An 18,890-nucleotide genomic window follows, 5' to 3' on the forward strand; every position below is an offset into this window, starting at 1 on the left:
TAGGCTCGCAAACAGCGCCGTTCTCACCCTCCACACCCCTTCGGCCCACCCCCACCGGTGGGCCGTCACCGGGGTGCCCGGCGACCGACAAGTACACACGACCCCACACCGCCCCGAACGCCGGATGGTTCGGGTGCCCGAGAAGGAGGACGTCAGTCCGTGAACGCCCACACCCCGCAGACTCTGGAGTGGTCGGACCTCGACCTCCGCGCCGTGAACACGGTCCGGGCACTGGCCATGGACTCGGTTGAGAAGTCGGGTAACGGTCACCCCGGTACCGCGATGAGCCTGGCTCCCGCCGCCTACCTGCTGTTCCAGAAGATCATGCGGCACGACCCCTCGGACCCCGAGTGGGCCGGCCGCGACCGCTTCGTCCTGTCGATCGGTCACTCCAGCCTCACCCTGTACATCCAGCTCTACCTCGCCGGATACGGCCTGGAGCTGGAGGACCTGAAGTCCCTGCGCCAGTGGGGCAGCCGCACCCCGGGCCACCCCGAGTTCAGCCACACCCCCGGTGTGGAGACCACCACCGGCCCGCTGGGCCAGGGCGTGGGCAACGCCGTGGGCATGGCCATGGCCGCCCGCCGCGAGCGCGGCCTGTTCAGCCCCGAGGCCGGACCGGGCGCGAGCCCCTTCGACCACCACATCTACGCGTTCTGCTCCGACGGTGACGTCCAGGAAGGCGTGAGCCACGAGGCCAGCGCCCTGGCGGGGACCCAGCAGCTGGGCAACCTCATCATGATCTGGGACGACAACAAGATCTCGATCGAGGACGACACCCGCATCGCGCACAGCGAGGACGTGGCCGCCCGCTACGCCGCCTACGGCTGGCACGTCGAGGACGTCGACTGGACCGCCACCGGCGAATACGTCGAGGACATCGAGGCCCTCCACCAGGCGATCCTGCGCGGAAAGGCCGAGACCGAGCGTCCCACCTTCATCCGCCTGCGCACCGTCATCGGGTGGCCGGCGCCCAACAAGCAGAACACCGGCGCCATCCACGGTGCCGCGATCGGCGCCGACGAGATCTCCGCCACCAAGCAGATCCTGGGCCTGCCCGACGAGCCGTTCGGTGTCGAGGACTCCGTCATCGAGCACACCCGCGAGGCCGTGGACCGCGGCCGTGCGGCGCACGACGCCTGGAAGGTCGGGTTCGAGGCCTGGCACAAGAGCGCCGGCGAGCGCGCGGAGCTGTTCGACCGCCTGGTCTCCCAGCGTCTTCCCGAGGGCTGGGAGAAGTCCATCCCCACCTTCGAGGCGAGCGAGAAGGGCATGGCCACCCGCAAGGCCGGCGGTGAGGTGCTCTCCGCCCTGGCCCCGGTGCTGCCCGAGCTGTGGGGCGGCTCCGCCGACCTGGCCGGGTCCAACAACACCACGCCCAAGGGCGAGCCGTCCTTCCTGCCCTTCGAGCGCGCCAGCGAGATGTTCCCGGGCAACCCGTACGGGCGCGTCCTGCACTTCGGTGTGCGAGAGCACGGCATGGGTTCGATCCTCAACGGCATCGCCCTGCACGGCCCGACCCGCCCCTACGGCGGTACGTTCCTGGTCTTCAGCGACTACATGCGTCCGGCGGTCCGCCTGGCCGCGCTGATGAAGCTGGGCATCACCTACGTGTGGACGCACGACTCCATCGGACTGGGTGAGGACGGCCCCACCCACCAGCCGGTCGAACACCTGTGGTCGCTGCGCGCCATCCCGGGGCTGGACGTCATCCGCCCGGGCGACGCCAACGAGACCGCCGTCGTGTGGCGTTCCATCATGGAGAACGCCGACCGTCCGTCCGCGCTGGCGCTGACCCGCCAGAACCTGCCCGTCCTGGACCGACAGGAGTACGCGTCGGCCGAGGGCGCGGTCAAGGGCGGCTACGTGCTGGCCGAGGCCGACGGCGAGACCCCCGAGGTCATCATCATCGCGACCGGCAGTGAGGTGCCCATCGCGCTTGACGCGCGCAAGTCCCTCCAGGAAGCGGGCACGCCCACCCGTGTGGTCTCGATGCCGTGCGTGGAGTGGTTCGACCGTCAGGACGAGGAGTACCGCGAGCAGGTGCTCCCCTCCTCGGTGCGCGCCCGCGTGTCCATCGAGGCCGGCATCGCCATGGGTTGGCGCGCCTACGTCGGTGACACCGGCGAATCGGTGAGCCTGGAGCACTTCGGTGCCTCCGCTCCCTACGAGGTCCTGTACGAGAAGTTCGGCTTCACGCCCGAGGCGGTCGTCGAAGCGGCTCGTAAGAGCCTCGCCAAGTCCGGCAAGTGATCAAGGGGTCCGCCGCGGTCGAGCCCCGCGGCGGACCTCGTTCCAGTGGAAGAAGGAACACCATGAGCAACGCACTCCGGGACCTGTCCGAGGAGGGCGTTTCGGTCTGGCTGGACGACATCAGCCGCGAACGTCTCCGGACCGGCGATCTGACCGAGCTGATGTCGACCAAGCACGTGGTCGGCGTCACCTCCAACCCCACCATCTTCGACAAGGCCCTCGCCGAGGGTGACGCCTACGACGAGCAGGTCCACGAGCTGGCCCTGCGGGGCGTCTCGGTGGAGGAGGCGGTACGTTCCATCACCGCCTACGACATCCGGTGGGCCGCCGACGTCCTGCGTCCGGTCTACGACGCCACCGAGGGCGTGGACGGCCGTGTGTCCCTTGAGGTGGACCCGCGTCTGGCCGACGACACCGAGCGCACCGCCGCCGAGGCCAAGGCCCTGTGGTGGCTGGTGGACCGGCCCAACCTGATGGTCAAGATCCCCGCCACGGCCGCGGGTCTGCCCGCCATCACCCGGACCCTGGGCGAGGGCATCAGCGTCAACGTCACGCTGATCTTCTCCCTTGAGCGCTACCGGCAGGTGATGGACGCGTTCCTGGAGGGCATGGAGCTGGCGCGGGTCAACGGCCACGACCTGTCCAAGATCCACTCGGTGGCGTCCTTCTTCGTCAGCCGCGTGGACAGCGAGGTCGACAAGCGTCTGAAGGCGATCGGCACCGACGAGGCGCTCGCCCTGACCGGCAGGGCCGCGCTCGCCAACGCCCGCCTGGCCTACAAGGCCCACGTCGAGGTGTTCTCCTCGCTTGAGTGGCGGGCCCTCGCCGAGCAGGGCGCCAAGCCACAGCGTCCGCTGTGGGCGTCCACCGGCGTCAAGGACCCGGCGCTGGAGGACACCCTCTACGTCACCGGCCTGGTGGCCCGCGACACCGTGAACACCATGCCGCAGGCCACCCTGGACGCGACCGCCGACCACGGTCGGATCACCGGCAATACCGTTTTGGGCACCTACGAGCAGGCCCAGGACGACTTCGCCGCCCTCGCGGACGCCGGAGTGAGCCTGACCGACGTGTTCACCGTCCTGGAGCGGGAAGGGGTCGAGAAGTTCGTCGATTCCTGGAAGAGCCTCCTGGAGGCGCTGTCGGCCAAGCTCGACAAGCTCGGCTGACACCGCGGGCCGTTCCGGCGCACGGCCCCGGAACGGCCCGCGAGCACACCACCGAAGCACCGGCCACTCTCCATCGGAAAGAGAAGAGACCGTGAAAGAACCGGTGATGCCGGGGGCGGTACCCAACCCGCTCCGCAACGCCCTGGACCGACGACTTCCCCGGATCGCCGGGCCCAGTGTCCTGGTCCTGTTCGGGGTCACGGGTGACCTGGCGCGCAAGAAGCTGCTGCCGGGCATCTACGACCTGGCCAACAGGGGATTGTTGCCGCCGGGCTTCGGTCTGGTGGGTTTCGCCCGCCGGGACTGGGAGGACCAGGACTTCGCCCAGGTGGCGCAGGAGGCCGTGCGCAAACACGCGCGCACGCCGTTCCGTGAGGACGTGTGGCGCCAGCTCAGCGAGGGCGTGCGATTCGTGCAGGGCGACCTGGACGACGACGAGGCCTTCGACGAGCTGGCCCGGACCGTGACGGAACTGGACCACGAGCGCGGTACCGGCGGCAACTACGCGTTCTACCTGTCGCTGCCGCCCAAGCTGTTCCCGACCGTGGTCACCCAGCTCAAGCGGTCCGGTCTGGCCCAGGCCGAGGAGGGTTCGGGGCCGGGCGGGATCACCCCGTGGCGCCGGGTGGTGATCGAGAAACCCTTCGGGCACGACCTGGAGAGCGCCCAAGAGCTCAACCAGGTCGTGGACGAGGTCTTCCCGCCCTCGGCGGTGTTCCGCATCGACCACTACCTGGGCAAGGAGACGGTCCAGAACATCCTGGCGCTGCGCTTCGCCAACACCCTGTTCGAGCCGCTGTGGAACCGCAGCTACGTCGACCACGTGCAGATCACGATGGCCGAGGACATCGGTGTGGGCGGTCGCGCCGGCTACTACGACGGTATCGGCGCGGCTCGCGACGTCATGCAGAACCATCTGCTGCAACTGCTGGCGCTCGTGGCCATGGAGGAGCCGGTCTCCTACAACGCCGACGCGATCCGCACGGAGAAGGAGAAGGTGCTCTCCGCCGTCACCCTGCCCGAGGACCTGGCCACCGGTACCGCCCGGGGCCAGTACGCCGCCGGGTGGCAGGGCGGCGCGGCGGTGCGCGGCTACCTCGAAGAGGAGGGCATCCCCTCCGACTCGGTGACCGAGACCTACGCGGCGCTGAAGGTGAACGTGGGCACCCGCCGTTGGGCGGGCGTTCCGTTCTACATGCGCACCGGCAAGCGTCTGGGCCGCCGTGTCACCGAGGTGGCGCTGGTGTTCCAGGCCGCGCCGCAGCAGATGTTCTCCCGCACCGACGTCAGCGAACTGGGACAGAACGCCCTGGTACTGCGTATCCAACCGGACGAGGGCGTGACCCTGCGGTTCGGTTCCAAGGTGCCGGGCACCTCCATGGAGGTGCGCGACGTGAGCATGGACTTCACCTACGGGCAGTCCTTCACCGAGGCCAGCCCCGAAGCCTACGAACGACTCATCCTGGACGTGCTCATCGGCGACCCGCCGCTGTTCCCGCGACAAGAGGAAGTGGAGCTGTCCTGGCGGATCCTGGACCCGGTCGAGGAGTACTGGGCCGTGAACGGCAAGCCCGAACAGTACGGCTCGGGCACCTGGGGTCCGGAGTCCGCCCACGAACTGCTCGCCAGGGACGGCCGCCAGTGGCGACGTCCGTGACCGTCGGGAGGAATAGATGACGCTCTACCTGCCGCGCACCACCACCTCGGAGATCACCGAGGCGCTCATGGCCGAACGGCTCAGCGTCGGTGGCGGTGCCATGAACATGGTGCTCACCCTGGTCATCGTCACCGACGAGGCCGACCACTACGACGCCGTACGGGCCGCCACCGAGGCCGGGCGCGAACACCCCTCGCGGGTGGTGGCGCTCGTTCGTCGTGACCCCAAGGCCGAACCCACCATCGACGCCGAGATCCGTCGACCGGGCACCTCGGGGCCCGGCGAGGCGGTGCTGTTGCGCCTGTACGGGCCCTTGGGCGAACACCCGGACTCGGTGCTCACGCCGCTCTTGGTACCGGACGCGCCCGTGGTGGTGTGGTGGCCGGGACAGGGGCCGGTCGACCCCGCCTCGGACCCGGTGGGCCGACTCGCCCAACGTCGGATCACCGACGCCCTGCGCGCCCCGGACCCGCTGCGCGACCTGATGGACCGGGTCGCCCACTATCGTCCCGGTGACACCGACCTGACCTGGACCCGGCTCACCCCATGGCGCTCACTGCTGGCCAGCGTCATGGACCAGCCCTGCGGGTGGGTGACCGGGGCCAAGGTGACGGCCGAACCCGACTATCCGAGCGCCGATTTGCTCGCGGCTTGGCTGTCCGAACGCCTGGAGATCTCGGTGGAGCGCCACGCCTCGGACGGCCCTGGGCTGACCGAGGTGAGTCTGACCACCGACCAGGGGGACATCGTGATCTCCCGACGTGATGGCCGTGTGGCCACCCTGAGCAGGTTCTCCCAGCCCGACCAGAGGGTGGCCCTGGCCCGACGCGGTGCCGCCACGGCGCTGGCCGAGGAACTGCGCCGCCTGGACCCTGACGAAACGTACGCGAACGCGGCCCGCCATCTCGGGCCGATGCTCGCTGGAAGCGGAGCTTGAGATGAGCGAACCGGAGATCGTCCGCACCAACGACGCCGCACAGTTGGCGCAGAGCGCGGCGTCACGGTTGGCGAAGCTGATCGTGAGCGCCGAGACGGAGGAGCGCGACTTCCACCTCGTGTTGACCGGCGGTGGGGTCGGCATCCAGACCCTCGCGGCTCTTCGCGACGAGGCCAAGGCCAGCGCTATGAAGTGGTCCCACGTGCACCTGTGGTGGGGCGACGAGCGTTTCCTTCCCGAGGGCGACGCCGAGCGCAACGAGACCCAGGCCCGTGAGGCGCTGATCGACGACATCGACATCCCGGCCGACAACGTGCACCCGATGCCGGCCTCCGACGGGACCGACCTCGCCGAGGTCGAGCGCGCGGCGACCAACTACTCGGCCGCGCTGTCGGTGGCCGCGCGAGGCGAGGGGCCTGTGCCCGCCTTCGACGTGTGCCTGTTGGGCCTCGGGCCGGACGCGCATGTCGCCTCGCTGTTCCCGGGCCTGCCGGGCGTGCGCGAGGACGGGGCCGCCGCCGTGGCGGTCCACGACTCCCCCAAGCCCCCGCCGACCCGGGTGAGCCTGACCCTGTCGTCGATCAACTCGGCGCGCCAGGTGTGGGTACTGGCCTCGGGTGAGTCCAAGTCCGAAGCGGTGCGCCTGGGGCTGTCGGGTGCGAGCGTGGACGAGGCACCTGTCGCGGGCGTGAAGGGCAGCGAGAAGACGGTGTTCTGGTTGGACGAGGCGTCCGCCTCGAAGTTGTAGTGATGCGCCTACAGACGTAGGAAAGAACGCACGAAGGAGCGATGCCCTGGCGGGGTTCCCTGCCAGGGCATCGTCATGTTCGGGGATGGAGGCGGATGGGGTGGGGGTAGGGGCGGGGGCCGACAACGAGCTGATCCAGGCCGCTCTGCAGGCTTATACCGAGCCGTATGGGCCGGAGAACGCGGCGATGCCGAAGCATCAGCGCGCTTATGACGCGATGATGCGGATCTTCGAGACCGCTCTGACTCACCGGGGTTGCTCCAGCCTGAGCCGCCAACCGTTGGCCACGTTGAACATCACCGTCCCCCTCAAGCCCTTCCTGGGAGACGGCACCACTGAACCGGCCACCACCGAGGATGGGGTGGTGTTGCCCGATCAGATGGTGGCCCACCTGACCCCCCACAGTTGGCTGCGCCGGTCCCAGGGTCGGACTCTGTTGGATGTGGGGCGCAAGCAGCGGTGCGCCCCCGATCCGGTCCGTCAAGCGGCCGGGTTCAAGAAGCCCTACTGCGAGTGGCACCAGGGCTGCGACATGCCGCGTAGCTGGTCGCAGTACGACCACATCGTCCCGTTCTCCCACGGCGGGGCCACGAGCGCGGACAACATGCAGATCCTGTGCTCGACCCACAATCGGCTCAAGCACCGGCTACAGGCCAAGGTGAACCGGCAGATCTGGGAACACCACCACGCCCAGAACCACCAAGAAGCGGGAAAAGAAGCCGGGTCCGGGGATGGTGAGGGGGAGCCAGCCCCAGCCACCGCCCCTAACCACCACCATCCGCTTCCACCGCCCGTTTCCGCCAGGTGGAACCCCACCCCGACGAGAACACCCCCGGTTGGGTGTCAGACCCCAAGGGCCCTGTGTCCTGTGGGGATATCCCCATGCCCAAGGACAGAAACACCGCGACCCCCACCCGGAGCCACATTCCGGGGCCGGAGTGGCTCCCATCGGGGGTGTCGGCACCACTTCCACCCCCGGTACCGGCTCCCGCCCCGGGTACCGGCCCACCGACACCATCAACCCCGTGCTGTCTCTCCACCATGATGATCTTGCTCGTAGCGCCATGTTGGGCGCCCAACATGGCGCTACGAGCAAGATCATCGGGGAAAGGGCCTCGTCAGGGCCGGCTACCGCGGGGACGCGCCCCGCCCTGTGCCTGGCCTGTAGCGGGTACTTCGTGACCTCACCCGTCACGTAGTGGCGACGCGCCCCACGAGGACACCAGAGGGAAGGGAAGGGATCCGGCCGGCTGCGGCCGGAGTGGGCCGCAGGCCCACAGGGCCGTTGGGACCTCAACCACTCTCCCCCCTTCCCCGATAGCCGCCAAACCGCCGCCCGTGCCGTACGGGTCAAGGCCACCCACCACAGCGCCACAGAACCCGACATCGCCTTGACGCGTGCGGTGCGGGCGGCAACAATCACGCGGCGGGGAAGGAGGGAGAACCCACCCCCACCCCGCCCAACAACCCCAAGGCTCACGGCCCCAAGCGCACCCGCCAAAAGACCCACACTCACCCCACGCCCGCCCGCCCCGCCCCGCCCCGAAACCAAAGGCTTCAGACCCGCTTCACGTTCCCGGCCAGGGGACGCAGACGCACTACGGTCTCGACACCGTCCTCGTGCAGGATGTGACGCATCCCGGACACATCGGGGAAGAAACCTTCTGGGGCCCGGGCCGACAACTGGGCAGCGGCCGTGCTGAATTTGGCCCCTGAACTCCACCGGCTATGTGGATCGACAACTCCTCCAGTGCCTCGAAGGCTTGTACTTCGGCACCCTCATCCAAGGCTACGAGCACCCTGGCAACAACACCGGACCCGACTCTGACCGGCACCTTGACCAACCACTGCGGTACTTCCTCCGTGAGAGCCTGCCGCCCTTGCTCGTCGGGCTCCCCTGCCCCAGAGAACCAGGGTGTACCCGCCACCACACCACCATGTTCCTCGACCAACGAACTCAGTTCCCGGACCACGGTGGTGATGGCCGCGATGGCCTCGTCCTCGTATTCACGCTGTCGCCGTGGTTCCTCGGCGTGGTCTCGGAGCACCCGGCCAGAGGCGAAGTCGCGGATCGTGTCCAGGACCTTGTCCAGGGAGTCCGGCGAGTGGGCGTAGTCGACGATCACCGAGATGCCCCGCGGGGCCGCGAAGTACTCGAAGCGACCCGGGATCCGGGGCATTCGCTCCAGCGCCGCCACCAGTCCGGAGAGCTCGTGTCCCTGGATGTGGCAGGTGGCCAGTGCGGCGAGCGCGTTGGACACCGAGAAACGCCCCGGAGTCGGGATCGCCGCCGGGTACTTGCGGCCCTCGTACCGGAGGAGGAAGCGGACGCCCGAGGCGTCGACCACCAGGTCGGTCGCCTGGTAGTCCGCCGGTCCCTCGACGGAGTAGGACACCGTGGCCCCCGACATCATCGCCGGGATGGCGGCGCCCACGGGTCGCCCACGTTGATCACGGCCTGCCGGCACAAGCCATGGAACAACCGTGGTTTGGCGTCCCGGTAGTTCTCCATGGTGCCGTGGTCGTCCAGGTGGTCCTGGGTCAGGTCGGTGAAGATCCCGACGTCGATGTGGGAGCCGTCCACTCGGTGCTGGAGCAGGCCCGTGGACGTCGCTTCCAGCACGACGCTCCGGGTGCCCCGGGCCCGCATGCGGGCCAGCAGGTACTGAAGGTCCGGGGCCTCTGGTGTGCTGAGCAGGGTCCGGGGCATCGGAATGGGATCACCGCCGGTCCGGGCCCCAGAGGTACCGATGACCCCGGCCCGGGCACCGGCGGCGATCCGCAGCAGGGACTCGTACATGGACGCCACCGAGGTCTTGCCATTGGTGCCGGTGACCGCGACGACGTCCATGTCCCGACCGGGTTCGCCGTGGTGGCGCGCGGACACGAGGTCCGTGGCGATCCCCTCCGGACCACCTTCGGGGTGCTCTGGGAGCGCGAGGTAGAGGGAACCCGGCGCCACTCGATCGATGTCGACGCTGGGCGCCGCGGTGATGGGGATGTCGGGGTCCCCGTGGATGACCTGGTGGGCATGGCCGTTGAGCAATGCGCTCAGTTGCAGGGGGTGGTCCCTTCGGAGGCGGCGCGACCGCGGATGCGATCGACAGCCGGCATGTCCGAAACATACGCCATTGCCCTCATCGCCCCACATATCGGCACCGACCCCTTACGGAACGTGGACGAGGGGCCGGTGTCGCCCTCATGATTCGGACAGCGGACTAGTCTCCGGCGGTGCGCCAGAAGACCGGGATGACGATGGCGGCGACCACCAGGTGGGACAGCTCCAGGACGATGGCGGTGGCGGTCGAGGCGCCCACGGCCAGGGGCGGCAGGAACATCAGCACGGTGATGAGCACCGCGACGATGGTCCACGCCAGGCGACCACGGTCGGCACCCAGGACACGTTGGACGAGCAGCAGCGCGACCCAGCCCAGGACGGCGAAACCGGCGCTGAAGATCGCGAAGGCCGGCCAGTCGATCGGGGCGGGTTCCTGGCCGGGTGGCGTGACCACCATGTCCGCTCCGATCAGGGGCCCGGCCAGGGCCACGAGGGCGTTGACGACGGCCACGGCCACCACGGTGATGAGGCGGGGACGCCAGGTGGATCGGGCGGTGCGGGTCTTGGTGACGGTCATGGGACTTCCTCGCTTCGGGTCGGTTCCTTCATGACCGTACGGACCTATAAAGAGACTTCCTATGCGTGATCGGCTCCGATGTATACGCGAGCGTCCATGTTGGCCATCATGCTGGATACGCTGGCGGCATGGATGTACTCAGCGACGTCATCTCGACCATGCGTACCGGTCGGCCACGGTCGGCGCGGATCGAGTGGTACGCGCCCTGGGGCATGCGGTTCCCGGAAGTACCCGGCGGCAAGTTCCTCGTGGTGTTGCAGGGGGCCTGCTGGGCGCTGATGGAGGGCCGCGAACCACTTCAGTTGGGCGCCGGCGACGTCCTCTTCCTGCCCCGGGGCGCCGAGCACGCGTTGGTGAGCGATCCCCAGGCGCCCGTCGAGGGGTTGGACCGCGCGAAGTCCCTACGGGAGCAGGACGGGGTGGCCGAGGCCGTGGCGGGCGAGACGGTGCCGACGCTGGTGTGTTCGGAGGGGTTCGCCCGCCCCAAGGACCTGGTTCCCGGAACGGGGCCGTTCGGCGTCACTTCGGTGGGCGAGGCGCTGGGCGAACCCACCTGTGTGACGGTCGGTGGTTCCTACTTCGCCGGGGTGACGCGTCCCCACCCGCTCCTGGCCGAGTTGCCGCCGGTGGTGCACCTGCCGGCTCGGGTGGGGGAACGTTCCGAGCTACCGCTGGCGGTGGGCCTGCTCGGCAGAGAACTGGGGTCGGGGCGTCCGGGCGGAGACACGGTGATCCCGCACCTGTTGGACATACTGGTGGTCTATATCCTGCGGACCCACCTGGATCAGGAAGGCGCGTCGGGTACGAGGGCCGGGTGCGGTTTCGCGGGCGCCATGCGCGACCCCGGGGTGCACGAGGCGATCCAGGCGGTGCACCGCGACCCGTCGCGCCCCTGGACCGTGGCGGAACTGGGTAAGCGCGCCGGGTTGTCGCGGGCCGCGTTCTCCCGACGCTTCACCACCCTGGTGGGGCAGTCGCCGCTGGCCTACGTGACCTGGTGGCGGTTGACCACCGCGGCCCGGCTGTTGAACGAGGAGGATGCACCGGTCGGCTCGATCGCGACGAGGGTCGGGTACTCCTCGCAGTTCGCGTTCGCCAACGCGTTCAAGCGGGAGTTCGGTGTGTCCCCGGGCCGCTATCGGGAGGGGACGCGGTCCGAGCGGTTCGATGGCTCAGGGTGAGCGTGGTGAACAGGGCCGCGCACGGCAGAGCGACCAGGACCGGGACGAACACCCAGGCCGGGTAACCGATGGTGGGTTCCTGCTCGCCCGTGAACAGGAATCCACCGGTCCGGGAGGGGGAGATCAGAGCACGCTCGGGCAGGTGGTGTCCTCACCAGGGAGCCCACCGCCGAGCAGGTAGGTCTCCACCGCGTTGTCCACACAGGCGCGGCCGGCCCCGTAGGCGGTGTGGCCGCCGCCCTCGTAGGTGAGCAGGGTGGCGGAGCCGAGCTGCTCGGTCAGTTCCCGGGCCCACCGATAGGGGGTGGCCGGATCCCCCAGGGTGCCCACGACCAGGATCGGCGGGGCCATCGGTGCGCTGATCCCGGTGGGCGTCGCCTCGGCGTCGGGCCAGGTGGCGCAGGGCAGCATCCGCCACACCTCGGTTCCCCCGAAGAGCGGTGAGGCGGCCTCGGCCTCGCGGGCGCCTTGGAGGTAGTCGCCGATGTCGGTGGGCCGGGGGTGGTCGGCGCAACGCACGGCGATGTGCGCGGCCTCGTCCGCGCCGGGTGGCGCGTCGGCGTCGTCGCCGCGCAGGCTCGACAGATAGTCGGTGACGAACCCGTCGCGTTCGTCGTCGGCCAGTCCGGCGAGCAGCAGGGCGGCGCCCGGCCATAGCTGTTCGGTGTGCAGCGAACCGCGCAGCAGGTCCAGCAGGGCGTACCGGTCCAGGTCACGCCCGTCGACGCGCAACGGCTCCGTGTCGAGGCCGTCCAGGAGGGTCGCCAACTCCTCGGAGGCGCTGTCCATTCCGGTGAACGGGCATTCCGGGGCGCTGTCCAGGCAGTAGGCGACGAACGCCTCCCAGGAGGTCTGGAGTCCGGCGGTCTGTTCGACGGTGTCGGTGATCAGGTCGTCGTCGATCGAGACCGCCCCGTCCAGGACCAGCGCGCCGGAGCGTTCGGGATACATCTCGGCGTACAGGGCCCCGATGGAGGTGCCGTAGGAGTAGCCGACGTAGTCCAGCCGTTCGTCACCCAGGGCGTCGCGCACCAGGTCGAGGTCGCGGGCGACGTTCACGGTGCCCATGTTGAAGAGGAAGTCCTCGCCCACGGCGTCCACGCAACCGGTGGTGAAGGCGTGCGCGACCCTCTCCAACTTCTCCAGGGCGCGTTCGGGCAGGTCGTGGGGGTCGATGCCTCGGATCCGGGCCAGGAGAGCGTCCAGGTCGGCGTGGCCTCGGCAGGTGAACCCGCCGCTGTCGCCCACGCCTCGGGGGTCGAAGGAGACCAGGTCGAAGTTCTCCCGTACACCGCGACCCAGTGGTAGGGCGCCGGCGAGGAAGGTGTCGGTCCCGGAGATCCCCGGGCCGCCGAAGTCGAACACGAGCGAACCTCGGCTCGCGCCTTGGGCGGGTTGGCGGATCAGCGCCAGTTCGAGGACTTCACCCTCGGGGTCACCGTGGTCGACGGGGACGGTGACGCTGCCGCACTCCAGGCGGGCCTGCCAGTCCGGGTCACCCTCGGTCGGCCCGATCTCGGCGAGTTCGTCCTGGTCGAGGCAGGGTTCCCAGTCGATGTGTTGTCCGTGGAAGGGGTGGGGCCCGTCCTTGACGTCGGCGAGCGGTGTTCCGGGGGTGATCGCCAGCATCGTGGCCAGCACTCCGGCACCCCAAAGTCGCCGTCTCGCCCACACCCGCACACCGGACCTCACTCCGAGTAGCCGAACCCTCGACTTCCCATACTCGGAGTGAAACAATAGACACGCACGGTGAACATGCCGTGACCGGGGTCAACAGTGCGTCCCGAGGTGTTTTACCCGCCCGGGCAGGACAGCCCGTCCTCGGGCACCTGCCCGGCCAAGAGGTAGGCGTCGACGGCGCCGTCCACGCACGGGTCACCGTAGCCGTAGACGGTGTGTCCGGCGCCCTCGTAGGTGAGCAGGACCGCGGTGTCGAGTTGCGCGGTGAGTTCCTCGGCCCACGCGTAGGGGGTAGCGGGGTCGCCGAGGGTGCCGACCACGAGGAGCGGCGGGGCGTCGGGGGCGGTGAACCCGGTGGGGGTCTCCTCGGTGTCCACCCAGTAGGCGCAGGGCAGTTGTTCCCAGACCAGGTCGGGGCCGAAGAGCGGGGCGTGCTCGGCGACCTCTTGGGCGGCCCTCCGATAGACGTCGGGGTCGGTGGGGTCGTCGCGGTCGGCGCAGTTGATCGCGGTCAGCGCGGCCTCATCGTCCGCCTCTGCCGCCCCGGCCCCCTCGTCGTCCCCTTCCTCGTCCTCGTAGAGACCGAAGGTGCCGTCGTAGAGGGCGTCGAGTCGCTCGCCCGCCCCGTGTGGATCGACGTCCACGGCGGCCAGGGTCCTCGCCAGTTCCGACCAGGCGTCCTCGTAGTACAACTCCTGGGAGACCATCGCCAGCAGGGTGGGGCCGTCCACGGTCATGCCGTGGGTGCTGGGCGGGTCGGCGTCGAGCCGGTCGGCCAGGTCGACCATCTCGGCCTCGGACTCGGCCACCCCGGTGAAGGGGCATTCGCCCCCGGCCACGCAGTCGGCCACGAACAACTCCCAGGTGTCACGGAAGCCCTCGGCCTGGTCGAGGGCGATCTCCACGTTGGGCCGTTCGGTCTCCACCGCACCGTCCAGGACCATGGCCCGGGTCGAGTCGGGGTAGAGGTCCGCGTACAGGGCACCGATGTGTGTGCCGTAGGAGAATCCGACGTAGGACAGGTGTTCGTCGCCCAGCGCCCGACGGATCAGGTCGAGGTCGTGCACCACGTCGAGGGTGCCGATGTGGGCGAGGAGGTCCTCCCCCACCTCCTCGGCGCAGGTGTCGGCGTAGGCGCGGGCGGCGTCCTCCAGGTCGGTGAGTTCGGCGTCGGTCACCCGGGTGGGCTCCTGGATCGCGCGGCGGGCGTCATCGATCGCGAACCAGTCGCCGCAGGCGAAGCCGCCGCTGTCACCGACCCCTCGCGGATCAAAGGAGACCAGGTCGAACGCGGTACGGACGTCGTCGTCGAACATCGGGTAGTCGAGCATGTCCACCCCGGACTCGCCGGGCCCACCGGGGTTGACCACCAGGGACCCGATCCTCTCCTCGGGCGGGCCCTCGGCCGGGCGACGCGCCAACGCCAATTCCAACGTGTCCCCGTCGGGGTCGGCATGGTCGAGCGGGACGTCGAGGGTCCCGCACTCCAGCCCTTCCTCCCGCTCCAGCTCCTCCGGACACGCCTGCCAGTCGACGCTCACCGTCGCCGCGTCCTGCGGCTCCGCCGGGGCACACCCGGCCGCCAGCAACATCGCGATGCCCCCGAGGGCCACACCACCCGTAATACGCACGTTCACCCTCTTTTCCCGGATGCCATCATGGCGCACCGGTCAAAGTAGGCCGACGTCGGTCTCCAACAACGCCGGCGGCGCCGACGGGTCGACCTCCACCACCAACGGTCGAGTAGGGTCGCCGAACCGGATCCCCTGGTCACCGACACCTTCGGAGGTGCTCTCGGCGATCCAGTCCACCAGCTCACCGGCCCGGGTCACGTCACGGCCGGGGCGGGTCAGCGCCAGCAGGGTCCCGGCCACGTCGCAGCGCACGCTCAGGTGCGTGGTCGCGGCGAACACGCTCTGCGCCCACCCGCCGGGGCTCACCTCGCGACGCGGCCCATCCGGGGTTCTGCGCCGGCGCCAGGCGGGGGCGGCCAGACCCACCGCCCGATCGTCGAAGGCCAACACCAGGGAGGGCCGCTCCCGCGCGGTGAGGAAGGCCGATCCGTCGGCCAGGGAGGGATCCCACCAGACCCGGCAGGGACCCGAGGCCGCTTTGGAGAGACCGCGCGCGACCAGGTCCAGCAGTTCCACCTCGACCTCGTCGAGCGCCGGTCCCTCGACCACCTCGGTCAGCTCCGACGCCAGGGGTTCGTAACCGCTGAGCACCAACGACCAGTCCGGCCCGGCACGGCCGCGCAGTCCGTGCCGGCCATGGCGCAGGCACACCACGGACCGGTCGCGGGCCAGTTGGTAGGTGGCGCAGGCTCCGCCGTTGAGGGCGGCCTTGGTCAGCCCCAGGCTCATCGCCTTGGTCCCGGTGGTGAAGTCCACGACCACGGGGCGCTCCCCGTCGCGTTCACGGGCGATCCACTCCCCCACCGTCGCCGCGACCGCCTCGGGGTCGAAGCCGTTCACCGGATCGGCGGCCAGGCGCACCCGGTCGCGGTATCCCTCGGCGCGCAGGGTGTCGGCGCCGGGGGCGGGCAGACCGGGGTTCTCGACCGCGTACAGGGTGCGGGCGGCGGCCTCGCGCACGTTGGCGCGCAGGCTCTGTTTGGAGGGCAGCACCAGTGCGCGGGAGGGCCGGTGGGCGTGCAGCGCGGTCAGGGCGCCCAGGCGGCTGCCGCCCAGCGGGGTGACCAGGAGTGGGCCCTGTTCCGGACCCGGGTGGTCGGATGGCCCGGGGGCCGGGGCCAGGGGTAGGGGTGTGGCCGGCACCGTTCCGCGTCCACTGTCCAGGGCCGGCAGGAAGGCCTTGCACAGGGCGTCGAAGGAGGTCACCCGTTCGAGGAGGGCGTCGGCGTGCCACACGTGCACGTTTCGGGCGGACAGTGCCGGGTTGTAGGCGGTGATGCGTTCACGCAGGTCGTCCACGACCGGGCCGGTGTAGACGAACAGGACCTGGGTGGCCCCACCGAACACCCGACGCGACTTGGCGACCGTCCAGCCGGCCCGGGCGATCACGTCCTCGGCGCGGCTCTTGACCTCCACGCACAGGACCCGGTGGCGGTGACGCAGCAGCGCGTCGAAGTCGGCGATGGAGCCACCGGACCGGTAGGGGTCGACCACCCGACGGGCGCCCATGACCTCGGTGTCGGGCCTGCCACCGGTGAGTCGGCGCAGGTGGGCCAGGACACGTCCCTCCGCCATGACGCCGTTGAGTTCGCCGTCGGGCAGCCGTGGATAGGCCTCACGCAGCGCGCCCTCTCCGCCGGCGAGGTAGCGGCGCACCGGCGCGGGGTCGCGGCGTTCCTCCCAACGGGCTCCGTGGATCGCGGCCAGGGTCGCCAGGTCCACCCCGAGCCGTCCGGGCGGGTCGCTGTGGGGGTCAAGGTAGTGGCGCAGCAGGTGCGCCCGAGAGGGGAGGGAGCGTTCGTGGTGCAGCGCCGCCGCCACGCTCATGACCTTGGTTCCGCCGGTGTAGTCCAGGTGCCAGGGGCGTCCGGCGAGCGCCTCGCGCACCCGCTCCAGGAGGGTGGTGACCGCTTCGGGATCATGCGGGTCCGGGCCGACGCTGAGGACGCGTACGACGCGTTTCTCGCGCAGTCGCTCCACCGCCTCTGCGACCCGTCGCGCCACGGACACCGTGCCGTCGCTGCAGACCAGGAACAGGTGGTCGACGGGGAGGGTCAGCGAGGCCAACAGGGCGGGGGTGGGGTTCTGTCCCACGAGGACGACGGCTGCGGAGGGTTCGTCCACGTTGTCCTTTCTCATTCCTCAGGCGACCGTTTCCACCACTTCCCCGCCCCTCGCGGATTCGGACATGATGACGAAGGAACGGCAGGCGGTCACCACCCCCTTGCTGTCCCGCACCAGGTCGGAGGGGACCAGGAGGTCGCAGCGCTCGGGATGGGCGGAGCCGACCACGGAAGAGACGATGTACCAGACCCCTTCCTCGGGGTCGGGGAGGTTGGCGGCACGGGTGCGTTCCTCGGAAAGGAGGGGGATCCCGTCGATCTCACGTAGTGGTACCCGGTCGGTCTCGACCCTAGCGGGGCGCGGCGCACTCTTCCAGGTGCGGATCACCCGCGCCTGCGCATCGATCACTCGTACCTCGTGCGGCGTCAGGTTGATCACCCTCATACGTCGGACCTCCCGTTTCCTCTCGCCGACGTGCCTGTTCCAAGGTCTTCACCGCAGTCTCTCGGACACATGCGGGCGGGCGCTCCGCCACTCCCGCCTGTTCTTTCTGAGACGGGTGTTTTCTCCTGACCGATTTCATAAAAAGAACATGATTCGTCTCTTTAGAGAAGATGGTCGACAATTGACTTTCCTCACGTAGAAGCCCTATTTTGTTGTATGACCTCCCGTTGACGCAGGAGTGTCATCGGCTCGCTCTCGACTCACACGCGTTTCCCCGGAAGGGCTGGGGGAGCGTCCCGGCCCCGGACCGATCCGGGGAGAAGAGTTCGTGAGCAAGCACCACTGCTCCGCCTGGGAGTTGTACGGGTCGACCACCTTCCTTCGCGTGTTCACCCGCGCGCTGGGGTGCGGCCCCTGCTCCACAGACGGAACCGCTCAGGGCTGCGCCGGCCACACCGAGCAGTTCTGGGACTACATCGACCTGTGCGTCGAGCACTGCCCGTGCCCCGAGCACGGCGGCGACCCGCACGGGGTGATCGCCATGCGCATGACCCGTGCCCTGCCCACGGTCACGGGGGTGGACCGCGGCGCCGCGCACCGGCTGCGCGACGCCTTGGACGACGTGCGCCGCGACCGTTCCTACAAGAACCTGCGCCGGGTGTACCCGAGCCCCGCGCCCAACGGCAAGGATCGCAGCGCCTTCTCCGAACGCCCTCGGCGCTGGGCCCAGCGCCGCGACGTGTCCCGGGTCGCCACCGACGTGGTCGAGCAGGAGGCCCTGGCCATGCTGGTGCTCACCGCCGGGTGGGGCAACCCGGCCGCCGACCTGCCCGAGGAGATCTCCCCCGGCGAATCCGTCTCCTTCACCGAGGACGGCAGCGCCGTACCCGTGGCCGACCTGCACGGGCGCCGGCTGGGCACCGTGTGCGAACCGCCCATGGTCTCCACCGCCACCGGCGACTACCTGCTGCGCAAGATGACCGAGCTCGCCTCGGGCCGGGACGCCGACCCCGCGCGCACCCCCGACCAGCGCCGCCGTCTCCTCCTGCGCGGGCTCCTGCCCGAGATCACCGGGGAGGACCTGGCCCGTCGACTCACCGACGTCCTGTCCCGGATGGCCGCGCTCATGCCCACCCACTTCACCCTGGTTCAGCAGGCCCGGGGACGCACGCGCAGCGCCCCCTACAACCCGGTCCCGGAACCGGCGCCGGACGACGAGGAGGTACCGAGACGGGAGGTCCTGACCGACCACGAACGCCGCTGGCTGCTCTGGTTGGGCCGGGAACTGGCCGCCGAGGCCCACGGCCATCGGGCGGCCTTCGGAGCCGACCCACAGGGCACACTCGAAGCCCTGCTCGGCCGACTGTTGAAGACCGGCCCCGCGGTCCCCGAGCGCTGGAGCCGGGCCCACGACGACCCCGACCTGCGAGCCGACCTGTTGGACGCCCTGACCGAGGCCATCGTCTTCGGCGACCGATCAGGCTGAGC

15 protein-coding genes are annotated in these 18,890 nt (G+C 69.8%); 8 read left to right on the plus strand and 7 right to left on the minus strand.

Annotated elements, in window-relative coordinates; genetic code table 11:
* Positions 1-159: 159 nt before the first annotated feature.
* The 6 genes from tkt (at position 160) to ACWGSK_RS15260 (ending at position 7,809) form a co-directional block, all read left to right on the plus strand.
* The gene (gene tkt / locus ACWGSK_RS15235) at positions 160-2,253 is read left to right on the plus strand and encodes a transketolase (protein WP_358513127.1); all 2,094 of its coding nucleotides are present in this window, start codon (positions 160-162) and stop codon (positions 2,251-2,253) included.
* 62 nt (positions 2,254-2,315) lie between these two features.
* Positions 2,316-3,422 carry a transaldolase gene (gene tal, locus ACWGSK_RS15240; protein ID WP_358513125.1) on the plus strand — a complete coding sequence of 369 codons (1,107 nt, stop codon included), beginning with the start codon at positions 2,316-2,318 and terminating at the stop codon, positions 3,420-3,422.
* 106 nt (positions 3,423-3,528) lie between these two features.
* Positions 3,529-5,079, plus strand: coding sequence for a glucose-6-phosphate dehydrogenase (gene zwf, locus ACWGSK_RS15245; RefSeq protein WP_358513204.1), 1,551 nt, complete (start codon positions 3,529-3,531; stop codon positions 5,077-5,079).
* A gap of 16 nt (positions 5,080-5,095) precedes the next feature.
* Complete coding sequence (locus tag ACWGSK_RS15250) at positions 5,096-6,016, plus strand: glucose-6-phosphate dehydrogenase assembly protein OpcA (protein WP_358513123.1); 921 nt, start codon at positions 5,096-5,098, stop codon at positions 6,014-6,016.
* Between the two features lies 1 nt (position 6,017).
* The gene (gene pgl, locus ACWGSK_RS15255) at positions 6,018-6,764 is read left to right on the plus strand and encodes a 6-phosphogluconolactonase (protein WP_358513121.1); all 747 of its coding nucleotides are present in this window, start codon (positions 6,018-6,020) and stop codon (positions 6,762-6,764) included.
* Between the two features lie 562 nt (positions 6,765-7,326).
* Complete coding sequence (locus ACWGSK_RS15260; protein ID WP_358513202.1) at positions 7,327-7,809, plus strand: HNH endonuclease signature motif containing protein; 483 nt, start codon at positions 7,327-7,329, stop codon at positions 7,807-7,809.
* A gap of 553 nt (positions 7,810-8,362) precedes the next feature.
* Here ACWGSK_RS15260 and ACWGSK_RS15265 read toward each other — a convergent pair.
* The 3 genes from ACWGSK_RS15265 to ACWGSK_RS15275 form a co-directional block, all read right to left on the minus strand.
* Entirely contained in the window at positions 8,363-9,199 is an 837-nt protein-coding gene (locus ACWGSK_RS15265) for a glutamate ligase domain-containing protein (RefSeq protein WP_452456057.1), read from the minus strand.
* Positions 9,175-9,810, minus strand: a complete 636-nt coding sequence (locus ACWGSK_RS15270) for a Mur ligase family protein (protein WP_452456058.1) — start codon at positions 9,808-9,810, stop codon at positions 9,175-9,177. The genes ACWGSK_RS15265 and ACWGSK_RS15270 overlap by 25 nt, the downstream gene beginning before the upstream one ends.
* Before the next feature lie 172 nt (positions 9,811-9,982).
* Positions 9,983-10,399, minus strand: coding sequence for a DUF6069 family protein (locus ACWGSK_RS15275; RefSeq protein WP_358510640.1), 417 nt, complete (start codon positions 10,397-10,399; stop codon positions 9,983-9,985).
* Positions 10,400-10,527: 128 nt separating this feature from the next.
* Here ACWGSK_RS15275 and ACWGSK_RS15280 point away from each other — a divergent pair, with 128 nt between their 5' ends.
* Positions 10,528-11,580 carry an AraC family transcriptional regulator gene (locus tag ACWGSK_RS15280; protein ID WP_452456059.1) on the plus strand — a complete coding sequence of 351 codons (1,053 nt, stop codon included), beginning with the start codon at positions 10,528-10,530 and terminating at the stop codon, positions 11,578-11,580.
* Between the two features lie 123 nt (positions 11,581-11,703).
* On the opposite strand, the gene ACWGSK_RS15285 is transcribed toward ACWGSK_RS15280, so the two are convergent.
* From ACWGSK_RS15285 to ACWGSK_RS15300, 4 genes are all read right to left on the minus strand, one after another.
* Entirely contained in the window at positions 11,704-13,221 is a 1,518-nt protein-coding gene (locus ACWGSK_RS15285; RefSeq protein WP_452456060.1) for an alpha/beta hydrolase, read from the minus strand.
* Between the two features lie 152 nt (positions 13,222-13,373).
* Positions 13,374-14,891 (minus strand): alpha/beta hydrolase, encoded by a 1,518-nt coding sequence (locus tag ACWGSK_RS15290; protein ID WP_358510631.1) that lies wholly within the window; start codon positions 14,889-14,891, stop codon positions 13,374-13,376.
* A gap of 39 nt (positions 14,892-14,930) precedes the next feature.
* Positions 14,931-17,018: a CRISPR-associated protein gene (locus ACWGSK_RS15295; RefSeq protein WP_358510628.1), complete on the minus strand. Its 2,088-nt coding sequence runs from the start codon at positions 17,016-17,018 to the stop codon at positions 14,931-14,933.
* Positions 17,019-17,036: 18 nt separating this feature from the next.
* Entirely contained in the window at positions 17,037-17,402 is a 366-nt protein-coding gene (locus ACWGSK_RS15300; protein ID WP_358510625.1) for a hypothetical protein, read from the minus strand.
* Positions 17,403-17,730: 328 nt separating this feature from the next.
* Here ACWGSK_RS15300 and ACWGSK_RS15305 point away from each other — a divergent pair, with 328 nt between their 5' ends.
* Entirely contained in the window at positions 17,731-18,888 is a 1,158-nt protein-coding gene (locus ACWGSK_RS15305; protein WP_358510622.1) for a hypothetical protein, read from the plus strand.
* The last annotated feature ends 2 nt before the right edge of the window (positions 18,889-18,890 follow it).

Source organism: Nocardiopsis sp. NPDC055551, from assembly GCF_053619415.1.